General features: G+C 68.1%; 16 protein-coding genes and 1 tRNA gene. 5 read left to right on the top strand and 12 right to left on the bottom strand.

Features of this window, described 5'->3' with window-relative positions; genetic code table 11:
• Positions 1-33 precede the first annotated feature (33 nt).
• Together ACN20J_RS14160 and ACN20J_RS14155 are read left to right on the top strand one after the other, a co-directional pair.
• A complete protein-coding gene (locus ACN20J_RS14160) occupies positions 34-1,407 on the top strand; it encodes a pyridoxal phosphate-dependent decarboxylase family protein (protein WP_419666006.1) in 1,374 nt (457 codons plus the stop codon).
• Positions 1,404-2,837, top strand: a complete 1,434-nt coding sequence (locus ACN20J_RS14155; protein ID WP_189840376.1) for a lysine N(6)-hydroxylase/L-ornithine N(5)-oxygenase family protein — start codon at positions 1,404-1,406, stop codon at positions 2,835-2,837. The genes ACN20J_RS14160 and ACN20J_RS14155 overlap by 4 nt, the downstream gene beginning before the upstream one ends.
• A gap of 28 nt (positions 2,838-2,865) precedes the next feature.
• Here ACN20J_RS14155 and ACN20J_RS14150 read toward each other — a convergent pair whose 3' ends face one another.
• Positions 2,866-4,677: a bifunctional metallophosphatase/5'-nucleotidase gene (locus ACN20J_RS14150; protein ID WP_189840377.1), complete on the bottom strand. Its 1,812-nt coding sequence runs from the start codon at positions 4,675-4,677 to the stop codon at positions 2,866-2,868.
• Positions 4,678-4,828: 151 nt separating this feature from the next.
• Between ACN20J_RS14150 and ACN20J_RS14145 the strand changes: the two genes are divergently transcribed.
• Together ACN20J_RS14145 and pyk are read left to right on the top strand one after the other, a co-directional pair.
• Positions 4,829-5,557, top strand: coding sequence for an SIMPL domain-containing protein (locus ACN20J_RS14145; protein ID WP_361921951.1), 729 nt, complete (start codon positions 4,829-4,831; stop codon positions 5,555-5,557).
• Positions 5,558-5,689: 132 nt separating this feature from the next.
• The gene (pyk, locus tag ACN20J_RS14140; RefSeq protein ID WP_189840379.1) at positions 5,690-7,126 is read left to right on the top strand and encodes a pyruvate kinase; all 1,437 of its coding nucleotides are present in this window, start codon (positions 5,690-5,692) and stop codon (positions 7,124-7,126) included.
• 10 nt (positions 7,127-7,136) lie between these two features.
• Here pyk and ACN20J_RS14135 read toward each other — a convergent pair whose 3' ends face one another.
• Together ACN20J_RS14135 and ACN20J_RS14130 are read right to left on the bottom strand one after the other, a co-directional pair.
• Positions 7,137-7,913 carry a helix-turn-helix domain-containing protein gene (locus ACN20J_RS14135; protein ID WP_419666005.1) on the bottom strand — a complete coding sequence of 259 codons (777 nt, stop codon included), beginning with the start codon at positions 7,911-7,913 and terminating at the stop codon, positions 7,137-7,139.
• A gap of 86 nt (positions 7,914-7,999) precedes the next feature.
• Positions 8,000-8,083: transfer RNA gene (locus ACN20J_RS14130), tRNA-Leu, on the bottom strand.
• 102 nt (positions 8,084-8,185) lie between these two features.
• Between ACN20J_RS14130 and ACN20J_RS14125 the strand changes: the two genes are divergently transcribed.
• On the top strand, positions 8,186-8,842 hold the full coding sequence (locus ACN20J_RS14125) for an ANTAR domain-containing response regulator (protein ID WP_189840381.1): 657 nt from the start codon (positions 8,186-8,188) through the stop codon (positions 8,840-8,842).
• A gap of 98 nt (positions 8,843-8,940) precedes the next feature.
• On the opposite strand, the gene ACN20J_RS14120 is transcribed toward ACN20J_RS14125, so the two are convergent.
• From ACN20J_RS14120 to ACN20J_RS14080, 9 genes are all read right to left on the bottom strand, one after another.
• Positions 8,941-9,657, bottom strand: a complete 717-nt coding sequence (locus ACN20J_RS14120; RefSeq protein ID WP_055615814.1) for an ABC transporter ATP-binding protein — start codon at positions 9,655-9,657, stop codon at positions 8,941-8,943.
• Complete coding sequence (locus ACN20J_RS14115; protein WP_189840382.1) at positions 9,654-10,553, bottom strand: ABC transporter ATP-binding protein; 900 nt, start codon at positions 10,551-10,553, stop codon at positions 9,654-9,656. Before ACN20J_RS14115 ends, ACN20J_RS14120 begins: the two co-directional genes overlap by 4 nt.
• A 5-nt stretch (positions 10,554-10,558) precedes the next feature.
• Positions 10,559-12,388: a branched-chain amino acid ABC transporter permease gene (locus ACN20J_RS14110; RefSeq protein WP_419666004.1), complete on the bottom strand. Its 1,830-nt coding sequence runs from the start codon at positions 12,386-12,388 to the stop codon at positions 10,559-10,561.
• 5 nt (positions 12,389-12,393) lie between these two features.
• Complete coding sequence (locus ACN20J_RS14105; RefSeq protein ID WP_055615817.1) at positions 12,394-13,326, bottom strand: branched-chain amino acid ABC transporter permease; 933 nt, start codon at positions 13,324-13,326, stop codon at positions 12,394-12,396.
• A 111-nt stretch (positions 13,327-13,437) separates the two neighbouring features.
• Complete coding sequence (locus ACN20J_RS14100; protein ID WP_189840646.1) at positions 13,438-14,673, bottom strand: branched-chain amino acid ABC transporter substrate-binding protein; 1,236 nt, start codon at positions 14,671-14,673, stop codon at positions 13,438-13,440.
• A gap of 280 nt (positions 14,674-14,953) precedes the next feature.
• Positions 14,954-15,586 carry a Tat pathway signal sequence domain protein gene (locus tag ACN20J_RS14095; RefSeq protein ID WP_189840384.1) on the bottom strand — a complete coding sequence of 211 codons (633 nt, stop codon included), beginning with the start codon at positions 15,584-15,586 and terminating at the stop codon, positions 14,954-14,956.
• Complete coding sequence (locus ACN20J_RS14090; protein ID WP_361921956.1) at positions 15,583-15,984, bottom strand: hypothetical protein; 402 nt, start codon at positions 15,982-15,984, stop codon at positions 15,583-15,585. The genes ACN20J_RS14095 and ACN20J_RS14090 overlap by 4 nt, the downstream gene beginning before the upstream one ends.
• Before the next feature lie 66 nt (positions 15,985-16,050).
• On the bottom strand, positions 16,051-16,539 hold the full coding sequence (locus ACN20J_RS14085; protein WP_189840386.1) for a PaaI family thioesterase: 489 nt from the start codon (positions 16,537-16,539) through the stop codon (positions 16,051-16,053).
• Positions 16,540-16,600: 61 nt separating this feature from the next.
• Positions 16,601-18,904 carry an FdhF/YdeP family oxidoreductase gene (locus tag ACN20J_RS14080; RefSeq protein WP_419668880.1) on the bottom strand — a complete coding sequence of 768 codons (2,304 nt, stop codon included), beginning with the start codon at positions 18,902-18,904 and terminating at the stop codon, positions 16,601-16,603.
• Between the last annotated feature and the right edge of the window lie 168 nt (positions 18,905-19,072).

Raw genomic sequence — 19,072 nt, 5'->3', positions numbered from 1 at the left:
GGAAGTCCCCGCCCCGCGCCCCGGAGGACGACCATGAGCCCGCTCGCATCAGGCCCCCAAGGCCCGACCACCCTGCGACCGCTGCTCACCACCGTGCTCGACGCACTCACAGCCGGCGCAGCCACCCGAGACGGCCCCCTCCCGGCCGGCGGCCCCACCGAGGTCGCCGCCCGCCTCCGCGAGGCCCTCGGCGACCCCTTCCCGGAACACGGCGACGAAGACGCCCTCCGCACCCTCGTCCAAGCCCTCGCGGCAGGCGCGGCAGACCCCGCGGACCCCCTCTGCACGGCCCACCTCCACTGCCCGCCCCTCGCCGTCGCCACCGCCGCGGACCTCGCCGCCTCCGTCCTCAACCCCTCCCTCGACTCCTGGGACCAGGCCCCGGCCGCCTCCGAACTGGAAGCCCTCGTCACCAGGGCCCTCGCCGCAGAGGTCTACGGGGAGACAGGCCAAGCCCGGTCAGCCGGCGACGCCCTCGTCACCACAGGCGGCACCGAGTCCAACCAACTCGCCCTCCTCCTCGCCCGCGAACACCACGGCCACACCCAACTCGTCTGCGCCGAGAACGCCCACCACTCGCTCCGCCGCGCCACCTGGCTCCTCGGCCTCCCCGAACCCGTCACCGTGCCAGCCCCCGCAGGCACCATGGACCCCGCCGCACTCGGCGAAGCCCTCACCGCACTCCCGGGGCCCCTCCTGGTCGCAGCCACCGCCGGAACCACCGACGCCGGCCTCATCGACCCCCTCCCCGACATCGCCGCCCTCTGCGAAACCCACGGCGCCCGCCTCCACATCGACGCCGCCTACGGCGGAGGCCTCCTCTTCAGCGACCGCCACCGCCCCAAGCTCGACGGTCTCGCCCGCGCCCACACCGTCACCCTCGACCTGCACAAACTCGGCTGGCAGCCCGTCGCCGCGGGCCTCCTCGCCGTACGCGACCGCCACGACCTCGCCGCACTGGCCCACCACGCCGACTACCTCAACGCCGACGACGACACCGAAGCGGGCCTGCCCGACCTCCTCGGCCGCTCCCTGCGCACCACCCGACGACCCGACATCCTCAAGATCGCCGTCACCCTCAAAACCCTCGGCCGCACCGGACTCGGTGATCTTGTCGACCAGGTCTGCGCCCGAGCCACCGAGTTCGCCGAACTCATCCACCGGCACCCGCACTTCGAACTCCACGACCGGCCCACCATCAGCACCGTCCTGTTCCGGCCCGCCGACGCCACCGACGACACCGTGGCCGCCGTACGCCGCACCCTCCTCACCGAAGGCCGGGCCGTCCTCGGCCGCGCCCGCCTCGACGACCGCCTCTGGCTCAAAGCCACCCTGCTCAACCCGCACACCGGAGCCGACGACCTGGCCGCGCTCCTGAAACTGGTGGAAGGACACACGCCGCGATGACGCCCCCCACGTCACCCACACCCCCCAAGCACCCCGTACACCACGAACCCGAAGCCCCCCGCGACCTCGTCGGCATCGGCATCGGCCCCAACAACCTCTCCCTCGCCGCGCTCGCCCACCCCCTGGCCGAACTCGACACCGCCTTCTACGAACAGCGCCCCACCTTCGACTGGCACCCCGGCCTCCTCATCGAAGGCACCACCCTCCAAGTCCCGTTCCTCGCCGACCTGGTGACCCTCGCCGACCCCGCGAGCCCCTGGACCTTCCTCAACTACCTCAAGGCCCGCGACCGCCTCTTCCCCTTCTACTTCGCCGAACGCCTCCACATCCACCGCGCCGAATACGCCGCCTACTGCCGCTGGGTCAGCGACAGCCTCCCCGGACTCCACTTCGGCCACCAGGTCGACGCCGTCCGCTGGAACCCCGAACGCGACGTCTTCGAAGTCGACTTCACCCAACTCGACAGCGACGGCGAAGCAGAAGCACTCGGCCGCACCTACACCAAGAACATCGCCCTCGGCATCGGCACCGCCCCCCACATCCCCGAACCGCTCCGCCCCCTCGTCGAAGCCCCCGGCGTGCCCGTCATCCACGCCGCCGACTACCTCGAACACCGCGACCGGTTCCTCACCGCCGAACACATCACCGTCATCGGCTCGGGACAGTCAGGAGCGGAGGTCTTCCTCGACCTCCTCAGAAACCGCCCCGCAGGGCGGGAGAAGATCCACTGGCTCGCCCGCACCGAGGCCTTCGCGCCCATGGAGTACTCAAAACTCGGGCTCGAACACTTCACGCCCGACTACACGCGCTACTTCCACGCCCTGCCCGAGCCCGTACGCGACCGGCTCGTCCCCGCCCAATGGCAACTCCACAAAGGCATCGACGCCGACACCATCGCCGCCATCCAGGACGAGCTCTACCGCCGCACCCTGGACGGCGGCTGGCCCGACACCGTCCTCACCCCCGGCGTCCACGTCCGCACCGCGGGCCGCATCGCCACCACCAAGGTCGAACTCCACCTGGAACACGCCCAACAGGCCAGCCGCTCCCGCATCACCACCGACGCCGTCATCCTCGCCACCGGCTACCGCGAACGCCCTCTCGGTCAAATCCTCGCCGGACTCGACCCCTACATGCGCCGCGACGCCTCCGAACGCCCCCGCATCGACGACAAGCACCGCCTCGTCCTCGACCCCTCCGTCACCGGAGCCGTCTACGTCCAGAACGGCGAACGCCACACCCACGGCGTCGGCGCCCCCGACCTCGGCCTCACCGCCTGGCGCAGCGCGAGCATCCTCAACTCCCTGACGGGCAAAGACCCCTACCCACTGCCGAGCCGAACGGCCTTCACGACCTTCGGACTCACCCAGCAGGCCCAGATCCCACCCGCCAGGCAGCAACCACGGATGCTCACACCACTCGCCGACTAGAAACGAACAGAAGCCGGCTGGAAGCCGACTAGAAGACCGGCGTCCCCTCACGCGTCAGCTTCCAGTCCACCGACGCGAACTCCTTCGGGTCCAGCGAACCCTTCGCCGTCACCCACTCCGCGATCCGCGTCCGGATCTCCGTCGACTCCGCCCACAGCTCCTTCGCCGACGCCACATGCGGGAACGCCCCACCGCCATTGGCCCGGTAGTTGTTCACCGCGAACACGAACTGCTGCGCGTCGTCCAACGCCACACCGTTGTAGGACAGGTTCTTGATCCGCGAACCCGCCGCCTGAGCGATGTCGATGTCGTACGTCAGACCCGACACGTAGTCGTAGTTGTAGTCCGGCCGGTTGCCCGCGTTCGTCAGCTTCTCCACGTCGACCGCGGCACCGGCCGCCGTCTGCACGAAGTACTGCGCCGAGTACTCCAGGTACGCCCGCACCTGCGTACCCGTCATCAACTTCGCGACCAGCGTGTTGTCGTACACATACAGACTCGACAGATCCCGGATCGTCACATCCCCGGCCGGGATCTCCGACGTACGCGAGAACGGCGACGCCTGCGACAGCACCGGCAGCGACGCGTACTCCGTACCCGCCAACGCCGCCTTGACCACGTCCTCCTGGACCTTCGTGATCAGGTCGATGATCGGGGCGTCCTTGTAACGCGCCTCCACCGTCGTCAGCGTCTCCGTCGCCGTCCCGACCACCTGGTTGACGTACGCCACGACCACGTCGTGCTCGTCCTTCAACAGCTTCGTGATCTTCGGGTCGTCGGCCACCGAGTTCGAGTTGCGGACCGACGCCGCCACCGACTCGACCGTCCAACGGCCCTTCTCGAAGACCAGCTCGAAGTCGAACAGCGACAACCGCTCCGCATACGCCAACGGCTCCGACAGGACGACCGTCTTGCCCGTCTTCGTGTTGGTGACCTTCAGCTCCGGAATCTCCACATGCGCGTGCCCGACCAGGATCGCGTCGATCCCCGGCACCTGCTGCGCCACCAACCCCGCCGAGTTCTCCACGTACGGCAGCTGATCACCGTACGAGGACGTGCCCGACGAACCGGAGTGCGCCGACACGACCACCACGTCCGCACCCATCGACCGCAGCTTCGGCACCCACTTCGCCGCCTGCTCCTCCAGACCCGGGAACGTCAACTTGCCCTGCACATAGGCCTTGTCCCAGATCGCGATACCGGGGTTCGTCAGACCCAGCACGGCAACCTTCACCGGCGGGGCGCCCTTCACGTGGAACGTCTTCATGAAGTACGGAGGGAAGGCCGGCTTCAGCGTCTTCGCGTCGAGCGCGTTCGCACCCAGCAGCGGGAAACGGCACTGCGACTCGAACTTCCGCAGCGTCTCGATTCCGTAGTTGAACTCATGGTTGCCGAGCGCCACCGCGTCATAGCCGATCGCGTTCATCGCCTGCGCCATGGGGTGTACCGGACCGCCCTTGGCGGTGATCGGGTCCACCTTCGCGTAGTAGTACGTCAGCGGCGTGCCCTGGATGGTGTCGCCGGCGTCCAGCAACAGCGTGTTGCACCGGCCCTTCTCCTTGCGGACCGCGTTCACCAGCGTCGAGATCCGCGCCAGACCCTGCGCGTTGCCCGCCGAGTCCTTGTACTCCGCGTCCTTGAAGTAGTCCCAGTTGAAGATGTGACCGTGCAGATCGGTCGTGCCCATCACCGTCAGCGAGTACCGCTTCGGCTTCCGGCCGCCCTTCGCCACCGCGGCCTCCGCCGCCTGAGCGCTCGGCGCCACGGCCGCACCGGCCAGGGCGACCCCCGCGCCGGTCACGGCGGACTTCTTCAGAAACCTTCGACGGTTCAACGGCATGACGGGCTTCTCCTCGGGGAAAGATCGACAACACACGCAGATACGCGCGTAGATTCTGACCCGGTCATGACGTACGGCAACAGACCCCGCAGGTTTCGATCTGATGACCGACAAGGCCCGGAAACGGGCCGCCGGTGACAGAGTGGGACGTATGACCTCACCCTCCGAAGCCCCCGGGGAAACCCGGTCCGCGGTCCCCTACGGCACACCCGACGCACCCCGCATCGCCGTCCGCGGCGAAGCCCACCTCGAAGTCGACCCCGAGATCGCCCGCATCGGCATCACCGTCAGCGCCCGAGGCACCGACCGCCGCGACGCCCTCACCGACCTGACCCGCCGCAACGCCACCGCCCTCGACCTCGTCAAAACCTACGGCGACGCCGTCGAGAAGCTGGAGACCGGCGCCTTCTCCATCACCCCCGAACTCACCAAACACGGCCGCGGCGAACGCATCCGCGCCTACCACGGCCGCGTCCACATCACCGCCGAACTCACCGACTTCACCGCCCTCGGCGAACTCACCACCCGCCTCGCCGACCTCGACCTCACCCGCGTCGACGGCCCCTGGTGGGCCCTGCGCCCCGACTCACCCGCCCACCGCCAGGCCAGGCAACAGGCGGTACGCGAAGCCGTCCAACGCGCCCGCGAATACGCCGAAGCCCTCGGCACCACCCTCGCCGCCCTCGTGGAACTCGCCGACATCGGCGCCGAGAACGTCCAGCCCTACGGCATGGAAGCCAAAGCCGCCCGGTCCATGCGCACCATGGCATTCGACGCGTCAGCCCCCGAAGGGGCCCCCGCCCTCGACCTCGAACCCGAACGGCAGCACGTCTACGCACAGGTCAACGCCCGCTTCACAATGTCACCGCCGACCCTCTGAAAGCCCTCCGAAATGCTCATCGGAGCGACCCCTCGCACAATTCAACACTTGTCAACAGCCCTTCACACAAAGGTTGTTGAGTAGTCATGCCCGACCAATTCCCTACCCGCTGGTAAGGCCTAGGCTCGAACCATGCGCCGAGCAAAAATCGTCTGTACATTGGGCCCCGCCACCGACTCGTACGACCAGATCAAGGCACTGGTCGAAGCCGGAATGGACGTAGCCCGCTTCAACCTCAGCCACGGCAGCCATGCCGACCACGAGGAGCGCTACCAGCGCGTGCGAAAGGCCTCCGACGAGACCGGCCGCAGCGTCGGAATCCTCGCCGACCTTCAAGGCCCGAAGATCCGACTCGGCCGCTTCACCGAAGGACCCGTACTCCTTGAACGCGGAGACACCTTCACCATCACGGTGGAAGAGGGCACGGAGGGTGACCGCCAGACCTGCGGAACCACCTACTCCGGCCTCGCCGCCGACGTCACCACCGGCGAACGCATCCTCGTCGACGACGGCAAGGTCTGCCTCGAAGTCACCTCCGTCGACGGACCCCGCGTCCACACCACCGTCATCGAGGGCGGCATGGTCTCCGACAACAAGGGCCTCAACCTCCCCGGCGTCGCCGTCTCCGTCCCCGCCCTCTCCGAAAAGGACGAGGACGACCTCCGCTGGGCCCTGCGCACCGGATGCGACGTCATCGCCCTCTCCTTCGTCCGCAGCGGACGCGACATCGAGGACGTCCACCGCATCATGGACGAAGAGGGCCGCCGCCTCCCCGTGATCGCCAAGGTCGAGAAACCCCAGGCCGTCGAGAACATCGACGACATCGTCGCCGCCTTCGACGGCATCATGGTCGCCCGAGGCGACCTCGGCGTCGAAATGCCCCTCGAACAGGTCCCGATCGTCCAGAAGCGCGCGGTCAAACTCGCCAAGCGCAACGCCAAGCCGGTCATCGTCGCCACCCAGATGCTCGACTCGATGATCGACAACTCCCGCCCGACCAGGGCCGAGGCGAGCGACGTGGCGAACGCGGTCATCGACGGCACGGACGCGGTGATGCTGTCCGGCGAGACGAGCGTCGGCAAGTACCCCATCGAGACGGTCCGCACGATGTCCCGCATCGTCGAGGCGGCCGAGGAGGACATCCTCGCGAAGGGCCTCCCGCCGCTGACGGAACGCAACAAGCCCCGCACGCAGGGCGGCGCGGTCGCGAGGGCCGCCGCCGAAATGGGCGACTTCCTGGGCGCGAAGTACCTGGTCGCCTTCACCCAGTCCGGCGACACGGTCCGCCGCCTGTCCCGCTACCGCTCCCCGATCCCCCTCCTCGCCTTCACCCCGGACGCGGCGACCCGCTCCCAGCTCAACCTGACCTGGGGCGTCGAGACCTTCCTCGGCCCCCACGTCGACTCGACCGACGCGATGGTCGACCAGGTCGACGAGCTGCTCCTGAAGTACGGCCACTGCGAAAAGGGCGACATCGTCGTCATCACGGCCGGCTCCCCACCCGGAGTCTCCGGCTCGACAAACCTGGTCCGCGTCCACCACATCGGCGAGGACGACAGCCCCAAGTAGGGGCTGGGGGTCAGTACTTGGGGCCCACGTGGGTGTCCATGAGGGCTACGGAGGCGCGGCGGGCGACGGAGATGTTGCGTGAGTTCGCTTGCCTCCAATCGACGCCGACTGCGTCGAGGGTGTCGGTGTAGAGCTGCCTGATGTCCGCCGAGAGGTTGGTGAAGAAGTATCGGGGATATTCGTAGCGCTTCTTGTCGCCTGCGATCACGCGTGTGGTCCAGTTGGTCAGACGACAGCCGTCGGAGTGGACAAGTCCGCGAATGAAGGCCCAGGGGTTGGTGCCGACGATTCGTTGCTGCCATGGTTCGAGGGTGATTTGGCGCTCATGCTTCTTGCCGGGGCCGTGTTGTGGGAACAAGCAGCGGAGATGGTTGGAGCTGAGCTTCACGTCGTGGCAGCCGACCTTGCGCGCGCGACAGACTGAGTTGCTGGGGAAGACGGCACGCATGGCCCGTTCGCACTCATCCATGAGGCCGGGCCATGAGTCATCGCAAGTGATGACAAGACTGGGGCTGCGGTGGCCAGACCACTGGACGATGTAGCCATCGCCCAGATACAGGCCCAGCAGGTAGGCGTATGCAACCTCGTCAAGCGGTTGGTCGTCGCACCTGGGGCACTTCGGAACCTGTCGGCCGGGGCACTCTCCGCGTTTTGTACGGTCCACGTGGAGCCACTTCCCGATCGTTCCTGCCGGGACGTTGAGTTGCCGCGCCACGTCGGCATTCCTGACCCCGTCTCGCAGAAGAGTCAGCGCCTTCTGTCGCACCTCAGCGCAATGAAAATCCATGCATCTACTCTGTGTTACTGATCGCGACCGTACGCAACAAAAAGCGGACATTCACGAGAACGTGAACATCCGCTTTCTTGCAAAGGTGCCCGGTGTGGGATTCGAACCCACATGCCCAAAGGGCACGGCATTTTGAGTGCCGCGAGTCTGACCAGTTCCTCCAACCGGGCAAGCTGTGTAGCTGCCGGGAAGTGTACCGGGTCACCGCACTTGGCTGCAGCTAGGTAGGCTCTTGAGCAGCAGCACTGCCCGGCCCGTACCAAGGAGCCCCCGTGACCGCCCCCGAGTCGCCCCAGCCCGTAGACGCGCCCGACGACGACAAGTCGCACGTGCCTCCGCTGACGACCCGTGTCGTCATCGCCGAGGACGAGGCGTTGATCCGTCTCGACCTCAAGGAGATGCTCGAAGAAGAGGGATACACGGTCGTGGGCGAGGCCGGTGACGGTGAGCAGGCCGTCGAGCTCGCCCGGGAGCACCGCCCCGACCTCGTCATCCTCGATGTGAAGATGCCGAAGCTCGACGGCATCTCCGCCGCGGAGAAGATCGCCGAGGAGTCCATCGCCCCGGTGCTGATGCTCACCGCGTTCTCGCAGCGCGACCTCGTCGAGCGGGCGCGTGACGCCGGTGCGATGGCGTATCTGGTGAAGCCGTTCAGCAAGAGCGATGTCGTTCCGGCGATCGAGATGGCCGTCTCGCGCTTCACGGAGTTGAAGGCGCTGGAGAAGGAGATCGAGGATCTCACGACGCGTCTGGAGACGCGGAAGCTCGTCGATCGTGCGAAGTCGGTGCTGCAGACGGAGTACGGCCTGACGGAGCCGGCCGCGTTCCGTTGGATTCAGAAGACCTCGATGGACCGTCGTATGTCGATGCAGCAGGTCGCCGAGGCGGTCATCCAGGACGCCGACGAGAAGAAGGCCGCGAAGGGCTGAGCGACCGGCAACGAGCGTACGTACGGCTGAGGCCCGCACCCCGTGTCATCGGGTGCGGGCCTCAGCCGTATGCGAGTGGCCGTGCTGCGAGCGTCGGCTCAGTCCTCGCCGAGGTACGCCTTGCGGACCGACTCGTCGTGGAGGAGGTCCTGGCCGGATCCGGAGAGGACGATGCTGCCGACCTCCATGACGTGTCCCTGGTCGGCGAGCGAGAGTGCTGCCTGGGCGTTCTGCTCGACGAGCAGGATGGTGGTGCCCTGGGACTTGAGTTCGGAGATCGTGGCCATGATCTTCTGCATCATGATCGGCGAGAGGCCCATGGAGGGTTCGTCGAGCATGAGCAGCTTGGGCTGGGACATGAGCGCGCGGCCCATGGCGAGCATTTGCTGTTCGCCGCCGGAGAGGGTTCCGGCGGCCTGCTTGCGGCGTTCCCCGAGGATGGGGAAGAGGTCGTAGGCGCGCTGGATGTCCTTGTCGATGCCTGCCTTGTCGCTGCGCAGGAAGGCTCCGAGGCGGAGGTTGTCCTCGATCGTCATGCGGGGGAAGATGTGCCGCCCCTCGGGGGAGTGGGCGAGCCCGAGGGAGACGATCTGGTGGGCGGGGGTCTTCTTGAGTGACTTGCCCTGGAACTTGATCTGGCCGCCGACGGGCTTGAGGAGGCCGGAGAGGGTGCGCAGGGTGGTGGTCTTGCCGGCGCCGTTGGTGCCGATGAGGGTGACGACCTGGCCGGCGTCGACCTTGAAGGAGATGCCCTTGACGGCTTCGATCTTGCCGTAGGCGACTCGGAGGTCCTCGACTTCGAGCAGTGCGGTCATCGGTCGTTCTCCTTGCGGGGCGCGGCTTCGGCCTGTGCCTCGGCGGCTTCGACCTCGGCGAGCTCCTCCTGGCCGGGTGCGTCTTCGAAGGGTTCGCCGAGGTAGGCGGCGATGACGCGTTCGTCGCCCTGGACGGTGGCGCTGTCGCCTTCGACGAGTTTTTCGCCCTGGACGAGGACGGCGACGCGGTCGCAGAGGTTGAAGATGAACCGCATGTCGTGCTCGATGACGAGGACGGCGATGCCCATGTCCCGGATGGCGAAGACGAGTTCCTCGGTGGCCCGGGTCTCCTGCGGGTTCATGCCGGCGGTGGGCTCGTCGAGGAGGAGCAGGCCGGGTTCGCTGGCGAGGGCGCGGGCGATTTCGAGCTTGCGCTGTTCGCCGTAGGGGAGGTTCCTCGCGAGGTGGTCGCGCTTGGCGGCGAGGCCGATGAACTCGAGGAGTTCCATGGCGCGGTCTTCGGAGGCCTTTTCGGCCTTCTTGAAGCCGGGTCCTCGCAGGAGTGCGGACCAGAGTCCTTCTTTGGTGCGGGTGTGGCGGCCGACGAGCACGTTTTCCAGGACCGTCATGTTGGCGAAGAGACGGATGTTCTGGAAGGTGCGGGCGACGCCGGCGGCCGTGACCTTGAAGGACTGGGACGGCAGGACGGTGCCCTTGTAGCGGACCTCTCCCTCGGTGGGGATGTAGAGGCCGGTGAGGCAGTTGAAGAAGGTCGTCTTGCCGGCGCCGTTGGGGCCGATGAGGCCGACGATCTCTCCGCCGTTGACCTGGAGGTCGACGTTGCGTACGGCGGTGAGGCCTCCGAAGCGCATGGTGACGCCGCGTGCGTCGAGCACGGTTTCGCCGGGGGCGGTGGCGCCGGGTGCGGCGCCCTTGGTGGTGATGTCGGTAGTCATGGTGGTCAGGCCCCTGCCTTGCTGAGGACTGTGGGAGCTTCCGCTTCCTCGTGGAATTCGAGCTGGCGGCGCCGGTTCGGGATGAGGCCTTCCGGACGGAAGCGCATCAGCAGGACGAGCGCGAGGCCGAAGGCGAGGAGCTGGTAGTCGCCGAGGAACTGGAGCTTGGCGGGGATCAGGTAGAGCAGTGCGGCGCCGACGAGCGGTCCGCTGATGGTGCCCATGCCGCCGAGGACGACCGCTGCGAGCAGGAAGGCCGAGTTGGGCGGTACGACGTGGGCGAACTGGTACTGCTCGGGGGTCACCGTGTAGGTGACGTGCGCCTGGACGGATCCGGCGAGGCCGGCGAGGGCTGCGCCGAGGGCGAAGGCGATGAGCTTGACGCGGAAGCCGTTGATGCCCATGGCGAGCGCGGCGGTCTCGTCCTCGCGGATGGCGACCCAGGCGCGGCCGATGCGGGAGTCGCCGCTGCGGCGGAAGACGACCACGACGACCAGCGTGATGAGGAGCATCAGCAGGAAGTAGTTGGCGAAGCGCGCGATGGTGAATCCGGCGATGCTGTGCTCTTGGCCGAAGTCGAACCCGAGGATGTTGAGGTTCGGGATCGAGGAGATGCCGTTGGAGCCGTTGGTGATGTCGGGTCCGCTGGTGCCGTCCATGTTGAGGACGGTGATGCGGAAGATCTCACCGAAGCCGAGGGTGACGATGGCGAGGTAGTCGCCGCGCAGTCGGAGGGTCGGGGCGCCGATGAGGACGCCGAAGACCATGGCGACGGCCGCGCCGAGGAGGGCGGAGGCCCAGAACGGCAGGTGGATGTCGAAGGGGGAGGAGGGGGAGCCGGAGACCATGGCCGCGGTGTAGGCGCCGACGCCGAGGAAGGCGACGTATCCGAGGTCGAGGAGTCCGGCGAGGCCGACGACGATGTTGAGGCCGAGGGCGACGGTGGCGAAGATCAGGATGTAGACGCCGATGGTCGCGTACTGGTCGTCGGACTGGGTGAAGGGGAATGCGGCGGCGGCGACGAACGCGCCGATCATGGTGACGTTGCGGTGCTTCGAGGTGAGCGCGGACAGCCTGTTGACGAGTCCGGCCTTGGCGGCGGCGGCGAAGCCGAGGCCCGCGGTGATGAGGAAGCCGATGAACTGCTCGTCGTACTCGGTGCCGATGCCGTAGGTGAAGACGGTCAGGCCGAGGGCCAGTGCGGCGACGATGACGAGGATTTCGGCGTACGCGGGCAGCTTGTGGGCCGGGGCCTTGGTTGTGCCGGAGGCGAAGGCGGCCTTGACGACGGTGACGTCGTACCGGCGCTGGTGGCGGAACTGCTCCCAGGCGGTGTCGTCGGGGTCGTGGGGGTCGGGCGCCGGCCGCTGGAACGGCAGGGAGAGCGAGCCGACCAGTGCGGTGAGGGTGGCGACTGCCACGATCCAGCCGCCGGGTTCGAGGTTGGCCAGGCCGCCGAGTTTGGTGCTGATCGCGATGATCGTGTACCAGGCGGTGGCGAACGCTGCGAGCGCGGCGAGCTTGATGGCGCTGTCGGCTCCTGCGGGGGTGAGCCAGCGCAGGCCCTTGATGCCGTAGGAGGAGAGGCCGAAGAGCGTGGTGAGGGCGCCGCCGATGAGGACGAGGACCTGCAGGCCGCCGGGGTAGCCGTAGACGGTGAGGTCGCCGGGGAATGCGGCGGTCCAGGTCCAGGCGAGGAAGGTGGAGATGATGGTGAGGATGCCGCCGCCGGTGGCGAGGGCGCGTCCGATGTTCGGGGGGATGCCGATGAGTCCGGCGGTGGAGCCGGCCGGCTCCTTGGCGGGCGTCTGGGGGCTGGTGGTCTGTGTGGTCATAGGTCTCACGCCCTGTCCGCGACGCGCTCGCCGAGCAGGCCCTGTGGCCTGAAGAGGAGCACGAGGATGAGGAGTACGAAGGCCCAGACGTTGGCCCAGGACTGGCCGCCGAGCTGTGACATGCCGGGGACGTCGGCGATGTAGGCGGTGGCCATGGTCTCGGCGAGGCCGAGGACGACGCCGCCGATCATGGCTCCGTAGATGTTGCCGATGCCGCCGAGGACGGCGGCGGTGAAGGCCTTGAGGCCGAGGATGAAGCCCATGCGGAAGTCGATCTGGCCGTACTTGAGGCCGTAGGCGAGGCCTCCGACGGCGGCGAACGCGGCTCCGAGGGCGAAGGCGACCACGATGATGCGGTCGGTGTTGATGCCCATGAGCTTGGCGGTGTCCGGGTCCTGGGCGGTGGCCTGCATGCCGCGTCCGGTCCGGGTCTTCATGACGAAGTAGGCGAGGACTGCCATGCTGATGGGGGCCGCGATGAAGAGGAAGACGTCACCGGTCTGGATGGTGACGCTGCCGATCTCGAAGGGGCCGCCTTCGATCTGCGGGAAGGTCCGCGCCGACTTGGCGTTGGGGTACCAGGCCCATACCGCCTGCTGCAGGGCCAGGGAGAGGCCGATGGCGGTGATGAGGGGGGCCAGGCGTGGTGCGGTGCGCAGGGGGCGGTAGGCGAACCGTTCCGCTCCGACTGCGACGGTGACGGCGACGAAGATGGCGCCGACGAGCATGAGCGGCAGGGCGATCCACATGGTGGTGCCGTCGGGGAGTACGTACAGATAGACCGTGAGCGCGCCGAAGGCCCCGGTCATGAAGATCTCGCCGTGGGCGAAGTTGATGAGCTGGACGATGCCATAGACCATCGTGTAGCCGATGGCGACCAGCCCGTACATGGATCCCAGTAGCAGGCCGTTGACCAGCTGCTGCGGCAGTTCGTTCACCGCATGTCCTCCGAGCGTTCGGATAGTCGAGGGATGTGACCGGATGCGAGTCCGCGCGGGGCGCTTGTGGTGCAGCGCCCCGCGCGGCTCAGGTGGTGATGCGGGTGTGGATCAGCCTTCGTACGTGCCGGACTTCACCGGCTTCCAGGTACCACCCTCGACGGAGTAGACGGTGAGCTGCTTGTTGGTGGCGTCACCGAACTCGTCGAAGGCGACCTTGCCGGTCACACCGTCGAAGGTGACGCCCTGCATGGCCTCGGTGACCTTGGCGCGGGCGTCGTCCGGAAGCTTGCCGTCGTTGTCCTCGACGACCTTCTTCACGGCCTCGATGATCGCCCAGGCCGAGTCGTAGGAGTAGCCGCCGTACGCCTCGTAGGCCTCCTTGTAGCCCGCGGACTTGTAGGCGGACACGAACTCCTTGGCGGAGGGGAGGTCCTCGACGGGCGCGCCGACCGAGGTGGCGAGGTCGCCGGTGCCGCTGGCGCCGGCCAGCTTGATGAAGTCGGCGCTGTAGATGCCGTCACCGCCGACCAGCGGGATCTTGGCGCCTGCGGCCTTGATCTGCTTGCTGAGCGGGCCGGCCTGCGGGTACTCGCCGCCGTAGTAGACGACGTCGGCACCGGAGCTCTTCACCTGCGTGGCGACGGCGGAGAAGTCCTTGGTGTCGGGGTCGATGTGCTGCGTACCGACGACCTTGCCACCGAGCTTCTTGAACTCCTCGGTGAAGGTGGCGGCGAGGCCGGCACCGTAGGTCTTCTTGTCGTCGATGACGTAGACGCTCTTCTTCTTGGCGTCGTTGAAGACGTACTGCGCGGCGAACGGGCCCTGGATGGCGTCCGTGGTCGCGGTGCGGAAGTACGACTTGTACGGGCGGGCCTTCTCGCCACCGTTCCACTTCGTGCCCTGGGTCAGGGCCGGGTTGGTGTTGGCGGGGGAGACCTCGACGAGCTTGGCGTCGTCGAAGACCTTCTGCATGGACTCGGCGACCGAGGAGTTCAGCGGGCCGACGACACCGAGGACGTCCTTGTCGGCGACCAGCTTGGTGGCGTTCTGCTGGCCCGAGGAGGGCTGCGCCTGGTCGTCGAGGGCCTCGACCTTGAAGGTCACGCCGTCGACGGTCTTCTCCTTGTTGGCCGTCTTGGCGGCGAGGTCCACGGAGTTCTTGATTCCGAGGCCCAGCGCGGAGAGGTCGCCGGTCAGCGGGGCGTCGACGCCGATGACGACGGTGGTGCCACCGCCGTTCGAGTCCGAACCGCCGCCGTCCTCGTCGCGCGAGCCACAGGCGGTGAGGGTGAGTGCTCCCGCCGCCAACGCGGCGGTGATGGCGATGAGCGAACGTTGACGCACGATCAGCAGTCCTTTCCCTGGCACGGCCCTTCCTCGTGGAACGGGCCGAGTCGAGCGCTGGGCCGAAAATAATTCGAATCCGATGGCGCGGTGACTGGCCGTGACTCTAAGCGCGTCGGGGGAACGTGGAGGAGAGTCTGAGTCATGCTGTGACGCTCTTGTTATGACACGAGGTAATGCAGAGCGGTACTCAGTGGGTGGATGGACAGAATTCCGGCCGATTCGTCCGGTCCACATAGTGAGAACCTGCAGGACGTGCCGTGGTCATTTCAGGAGCGTCCTACCGTTTTGGTGATGACCGGGAGTCGTTGCTGCAGGCTACTTGCAGGGCTCCCGAGAGGTCGTGTGCATAGCGCTCACCCAGGATGAAGCTGTGGTCCTCTATTGCGCGCGTATTACGCAGAGTTACGTCCAGGAAAGGGAGAGCGGCGTTTGACGGCACATTCGCGCATTCCGTGACATGCATCGTGACGACGATCTTGTGGCCGAAACCGGGCTTGGTCCGGAACGGCGGGGGTGGAACCGACGTCAGCGAGAGGCTCGCGTAGGGCTGCGAGATGCGCACGACGGTGATCGTGGGTCCGTCCAGTGCGGTGACCTTCACCGCGAAGCTGAAGCTTCTGCTCGGAGCGCCGGCGGGCGTGCCCTCCTGGCCCAGGTAGGTGATGGACACCGCCTGGGACGGGTTGGGAGCTTCGGGCGGTGGCGGGTCGTGGGGCCGGGTGGCGAAGAGATAGCCGCCGCCCGCCACGAGGGCGACCGCGGTGGCGGACGCGAGGACGGCTCGGCGGTGCCGGGCGTACAGGTTCGTCAGACGTTCGCGCGGGGTCCCGGGGAGGAGCGGCGGGGCCGGTTCGACGGTGTCCCACGCGTGTGTGCCCTCGCCCGGCTCGACCGGACCGACGCCGCTCAACTCCAGGGCCCTCCCGTCGGATTGCCGTCGCGGTACCGCTCCGTGCAGCGTTCGCGCGCGGCGCGGTCGATCAGTTCCCGCGCCGCCTGTTCGCCGGAGCGTTTCTTCTCGGCCCGGGCCGCGTCCACGACCTCCATCAGGATCTCGTACTGCCCGTTGGACAGGCCCATCGACTGGTAGTCCCCGTAGGTGTCGCTGTCCAGCACCTCCCGCGACCAGTGGGCGACGATCCGCGCGCACAGGTCCTCGGGAGGTGTGGCCGACGGCGTGCCGGAGGCGGCCCGCGTGCCCGCTGCCCCGCCCCGCGGGCCGGACTCGCCGCACCCGGTGGCCAGGGCGCCGGTCAGGAGCACCAGCGCAAGCACCGGCCCCCGCCAGGGGGCGCCACCCGTTCCCATCCCATGACGCTATGCCGCCGGGTGCCCGGGATCAACGCCGCCCGCGGGCAACGGTTTTCCGATGGGTCAGTTCGCCGCGTTGACGCGCTGTGCGTCGCTCGGGTTCACATCGCGCAGCATGCACGTCAGCCGCGCGCTGCACACCCGCTTCCCGTCCTCGTCACTGATCACGATCTCGTACGTGGCGGTCGAGCGGCCCCGGTGCAGGGGTGTGGCCACGCCGGTCACCAGGCCGGAACGGGCGCCCCGGTGGTGGGTGCAGTTCAGGTCGACGCCGACGGCGATCTTGGAGCTGCCGCCGTGCAGCATGGCGCCGACCGAGCCGAGTGTCTCGGCGAGCACGGCGGAGGCACCGCCGTGCAGGAGCCCGTACGGCTGGGTGTTGCCCTCGACCGGCATGGTGCCCACCACGCGGTCCGCGGAGGCCTCGACGACCTGGACGCCCATGCGCGTGCCGAGATGTCCGGCGGAGAACATGGCGACCAGGTCCACGCCGAGCGCCGCGTACTCGTCGATGACCTCTTGCGGGAACTTCGCGTGGTGCTGCTCGCCCATGGGTTCTGCTCCTTCGTCGTCGATCACGCCGCCCGAGCGGCCGCGCTCGCTAAGCGAACGCTCAGTTGGCTGCCGATTGTTCCAGACGCACGACGACGGACTTGCTGGCGGGCGTGTTGCTGGTGTCCGCGGTGGCGTCCAGCGGCACCAGCACGTTCGTCTCCGGGTAGTACGCGGCCGCGCAGCCGCGTGCCGTCGGGTAGTGCACGACCCGGAAACCGGGGGCGCGCCGCTCCACACCGTCCTTCCACTCACCGACCAGATCGGTGTACGAGCCGTCGGCGAGGCCGAGCTCGCGGGCGTCCTCGGGGTTGACGAGGACGACCCTGCGGCCGTTCTTGATGCCCCGGTAGCGGTCGTCCAGGCCGTAGATCGTGGTGTTGTACTGGTCGTGCGAGCGCAGCGTCTGCAGGAGGAGCCGGCCCTTCGGCAGCTTCGGGAACTCGACGGGCGCGGCCGTGAAGTTGGCCTTGCCGGTGGCGGTGGGGAAGCGGCGCTCGTCGCGCGGGGCGTGCGGCAGCGCGAAGCCGTTCGGGTCGGCCACGCGCGCGTTGAAGTCCTCGAAGCCCGGGATCACCCGCGCGATGCGGTCGCGGACGGTCGCGTAGTCCTTCTCGAACTCCTCCCAGGGCGTACGGGATTCGTCGCCCAGGACGCGGCGGGCGAGGCGGGCGACGATGGCGGGCTCGGACAGCAGGTGCTCGCTCGCGGGCTCCAGACGGCCGCGTGAGGCGTGCACCATGCCCATGGAGTCCTCGACCGTCACGAACTGCTCGCCGCTGCCCTGCAGATCGCGCTCGGTGCGGCCGAGGGTCGGCAGGATCAGGGCACGCGCGCCCGTGACGGCGTGCGAGCGGTTGAGCTTCGTCGACACGTGCACGGTGAGGCGGGCGCGGCGCATGGCCGCCTCAGTGACCTCGGTGTCGGGGGAGGCCGACACGAAGTTGCCGCCCATCGCGAAGAAGACCTTCGCCTTGTCGTCGCGCATCGCGCGGATGGCCCGTACGACGTCGTAGCCGTGGCCGCGCGGCGGGGCGAAGCCGAACTCCCTCTCCAGGGCGTCCAGGAACGCGGGCGCGGGGCGCTCGAAGATGCCCATCGTGCGGTCGCCCTGCACGTTCGAATGGCCACGCACCGGGCACACGCCCGCGCCCGGGCGGCCGATGTTGCCGCGCAGCAGAAGGAAGTTGACGACCTCGCGGATGGTCGGCACGGAGTGCTTGTGCTGGGTGAGGCCCATGGCCCAGCAGACGATCGTGCGCTCGGAGGCGAGGACCATGCGCAGGGCCTCGTCGATCTGCTCGCGCGTGAGGCCCGTCGCGGTGAGCGTCTCGTCCCAGTCGGCGGCGCGGGCGGCCTCCGCGAACTCCTGGTAGCCGTGGGTGTGTTCGTCGATGAAGGCCTTGTCGACGGCGCCCGACCCCGCGCCGGAGGCGCTGTCGGACTCGGCGAGGATCAGCTTGTTCAGGAGGCGGAAGAGTGCCTGGTCGCCGCCGATGCGGATCTGCAGGAACAGGTCGGTGAGCGCGGCGCCCTTGAACATGCCCTGCGGGGTCTGCGGGTTCTTGAAGCGCTCCATGCCCGCCTCGGGCAGCGGGTTCACCGTGATGATCTTCGCGCCGCCCGTCTTCGCCTTCTCCAGGGCGGAGAGCATGCGCGGGTGGTTGGTGCCCGGGTTCTGCCCGGCGACGATGATCAGGTCCGCCTTGTAGAGGTCCTCCAGGAGGACGCTGCCCTTGCCGATGCCGATCGTCTCGTTCAGTGCGGAACCGGACGATTCGTGGCACATGTTGGAGCAGTCCGGCAGGTTGTTCGTACCGAACTCGCGGGCGAACAGCTGGTACAGGAACGCCGCCTCGTTGCTGGTGCGCCCCGAGGTGTAGAACAGCGCCTCGTCCGGGGAGGCGAGGGCGGTGAGCTCCTCGGCGATGATGTCGAAGGCGCGCTCCCAGGGCACCGCCTCGTAGCGCTCGGCGCCCTCCGCGAGATACATGGGCTGGGTGAGACGGCCCTGCTGGCCCAGCCAGTAGCCGCTGCGGGTCGCGAGGTCGGCGACCGTGTGCGCGGCGAAGAAGTCCGGGGTCACGCGGCGCAGGGTGGCCTCCTCCGCGACCGCCTTCGCGCCGTTCTCGCAGAACTCCGCCGTGTGCCGGTGCTCCGGCTCGGGCCAGGCGCAGCCGGGGCAGTCGAAGCCGTCCTTCTGATTGACCCGCAGCAGCGTCAGCGCCGTGCGCTTCACACCCATCTGCTGCTGGGCCATGCGCAGGCTGTGCCCGACCGCGGGCAGTCCGGCGGCGGCGTGCTTCGGGCCGGCGACCTGGGGCGCGTCCTGGACCGGATCACTCTGGGGCGGCTTGCCGGCCATCTCGGCCTCCTCTTCGAGCACACGTATGAGGTACGCCTTCGATCCTCCCACGTGGTGGTGACAACGTTCGCGGCCCGTCCTGGGCGATGATCGCGCGCGGTGCGAAAGGCGTGACGGACACGGCGCGAGGGCGGTCGTGGAGGGCGGGGCGGGTCCGACTGTCAGTGG

Source organism: Streptomyces sp. 2-1 (assembly GCF_048564895.1).
Lineage (GTDB): Bacteria > Actinomycetota > Actinomycetes > Streptomycetales > Streptomycetaceae > Streptomyces > Streptomyces phaeochromogenes.
Note: the sequence above shows the minus strand (reverse complement) of the source record. Positions and strands in the feature narration are given on the sequence as shown.

What these genes read in the sequence shown, in the direction of transcription:
- ACN20J_RS14160 (WP_419666006.1), top strand. Translation starts at nt 34, where the DNA reads ATGAGCCCGCTCGCATCAGGCCCCCAAGGCCCGACCACCCTGCGACCG.
- ACN20J_RS14155 (WP_189840376.1), top strand. Translation starts at nt 1,404, where the DNA reads ATGACGCCCCCCACGTCACCCACACCCCCCAAGCACCCCGTACACCAC.
- ACN20J_RS14150 (WP_189840377.1), bottom strand. Translation starts at nt 4,677, where the DNA reads ATGCCGTTGAACCGTCGAAGGTTTCTGAAGAAGTCCGCCGTGACCGGC.
- ACN20J_RS14145 (WP_361921951.1), top strand. Translation starts at nt 4,829, where the DNA reads ATGACCTCACCCTCCGAAGCCCCCGGGGAAACCCGGTCCGCGGTCCCC.
- pyk (WP_189840379.1), top strand. Translation starts at nt 5,690, where the DNA reads ATGCGCCGAGCAAAAATCGTCTGTACATTGGGCCCCGCCACCGACTCG.
- ACN20J_RS14135 (WP_419666005.1), bottom strand. Translation starts at nt 7,913, where the DNA reads ATGGATTTTCATTGCGCTGAGGTGCGACAGAAGGCGCTGACTCTTCTG.
- ACN20J_RS14120 (WP_055615814.1), bottom strand. Translation starts at nt 9,657, where the DNA reads ATGACCGCACTGCTCGAAGTCGAGGACCTCCGAGTCGCCTACGGCAAG.
- ACN20J_RS14115 (WP_189840382.1), bottom strand. Translation starts at nt 10,553, where the DNA reads ATGACTACCGACATCACCACCAAGGGCGCCGCACCCGGCGCCACCGCC.
- ACN20J_RS14110 (WP_419666004.1), bottom strand. Translation starts at nt 12,388, where the DNA reads ATGACCACACAGACCACCAGCCCCCAGACGCCCGCCAAGGAGCCGGCC.
- ACN20J_RS14090 (WP_361921956.1), bottom strand. Translation starts at nt 15,984, where the DNA reads ATGGGAACGGGTGGCGCCCCCTGGCGGGGGCCGGTGCTTGCGCTGGTG.
- ACN20J_RS14085 (WP_189840386.1), bottom strand. Translation starts at nt 16,539, where the DNA reads ATGGGCGAGCAGCACCACGCGAAGTTCCCGCAAGAGGTCATCGACGAG.
- ACN20J_RS14080 (WP_419668880.1), bottom strand. Translation starts at nt 18,904, where the DNA reads ATGGCCGGCAAGCCGCCCCAGAGTGATCCGGTCCAGGACGCGCCCCAG.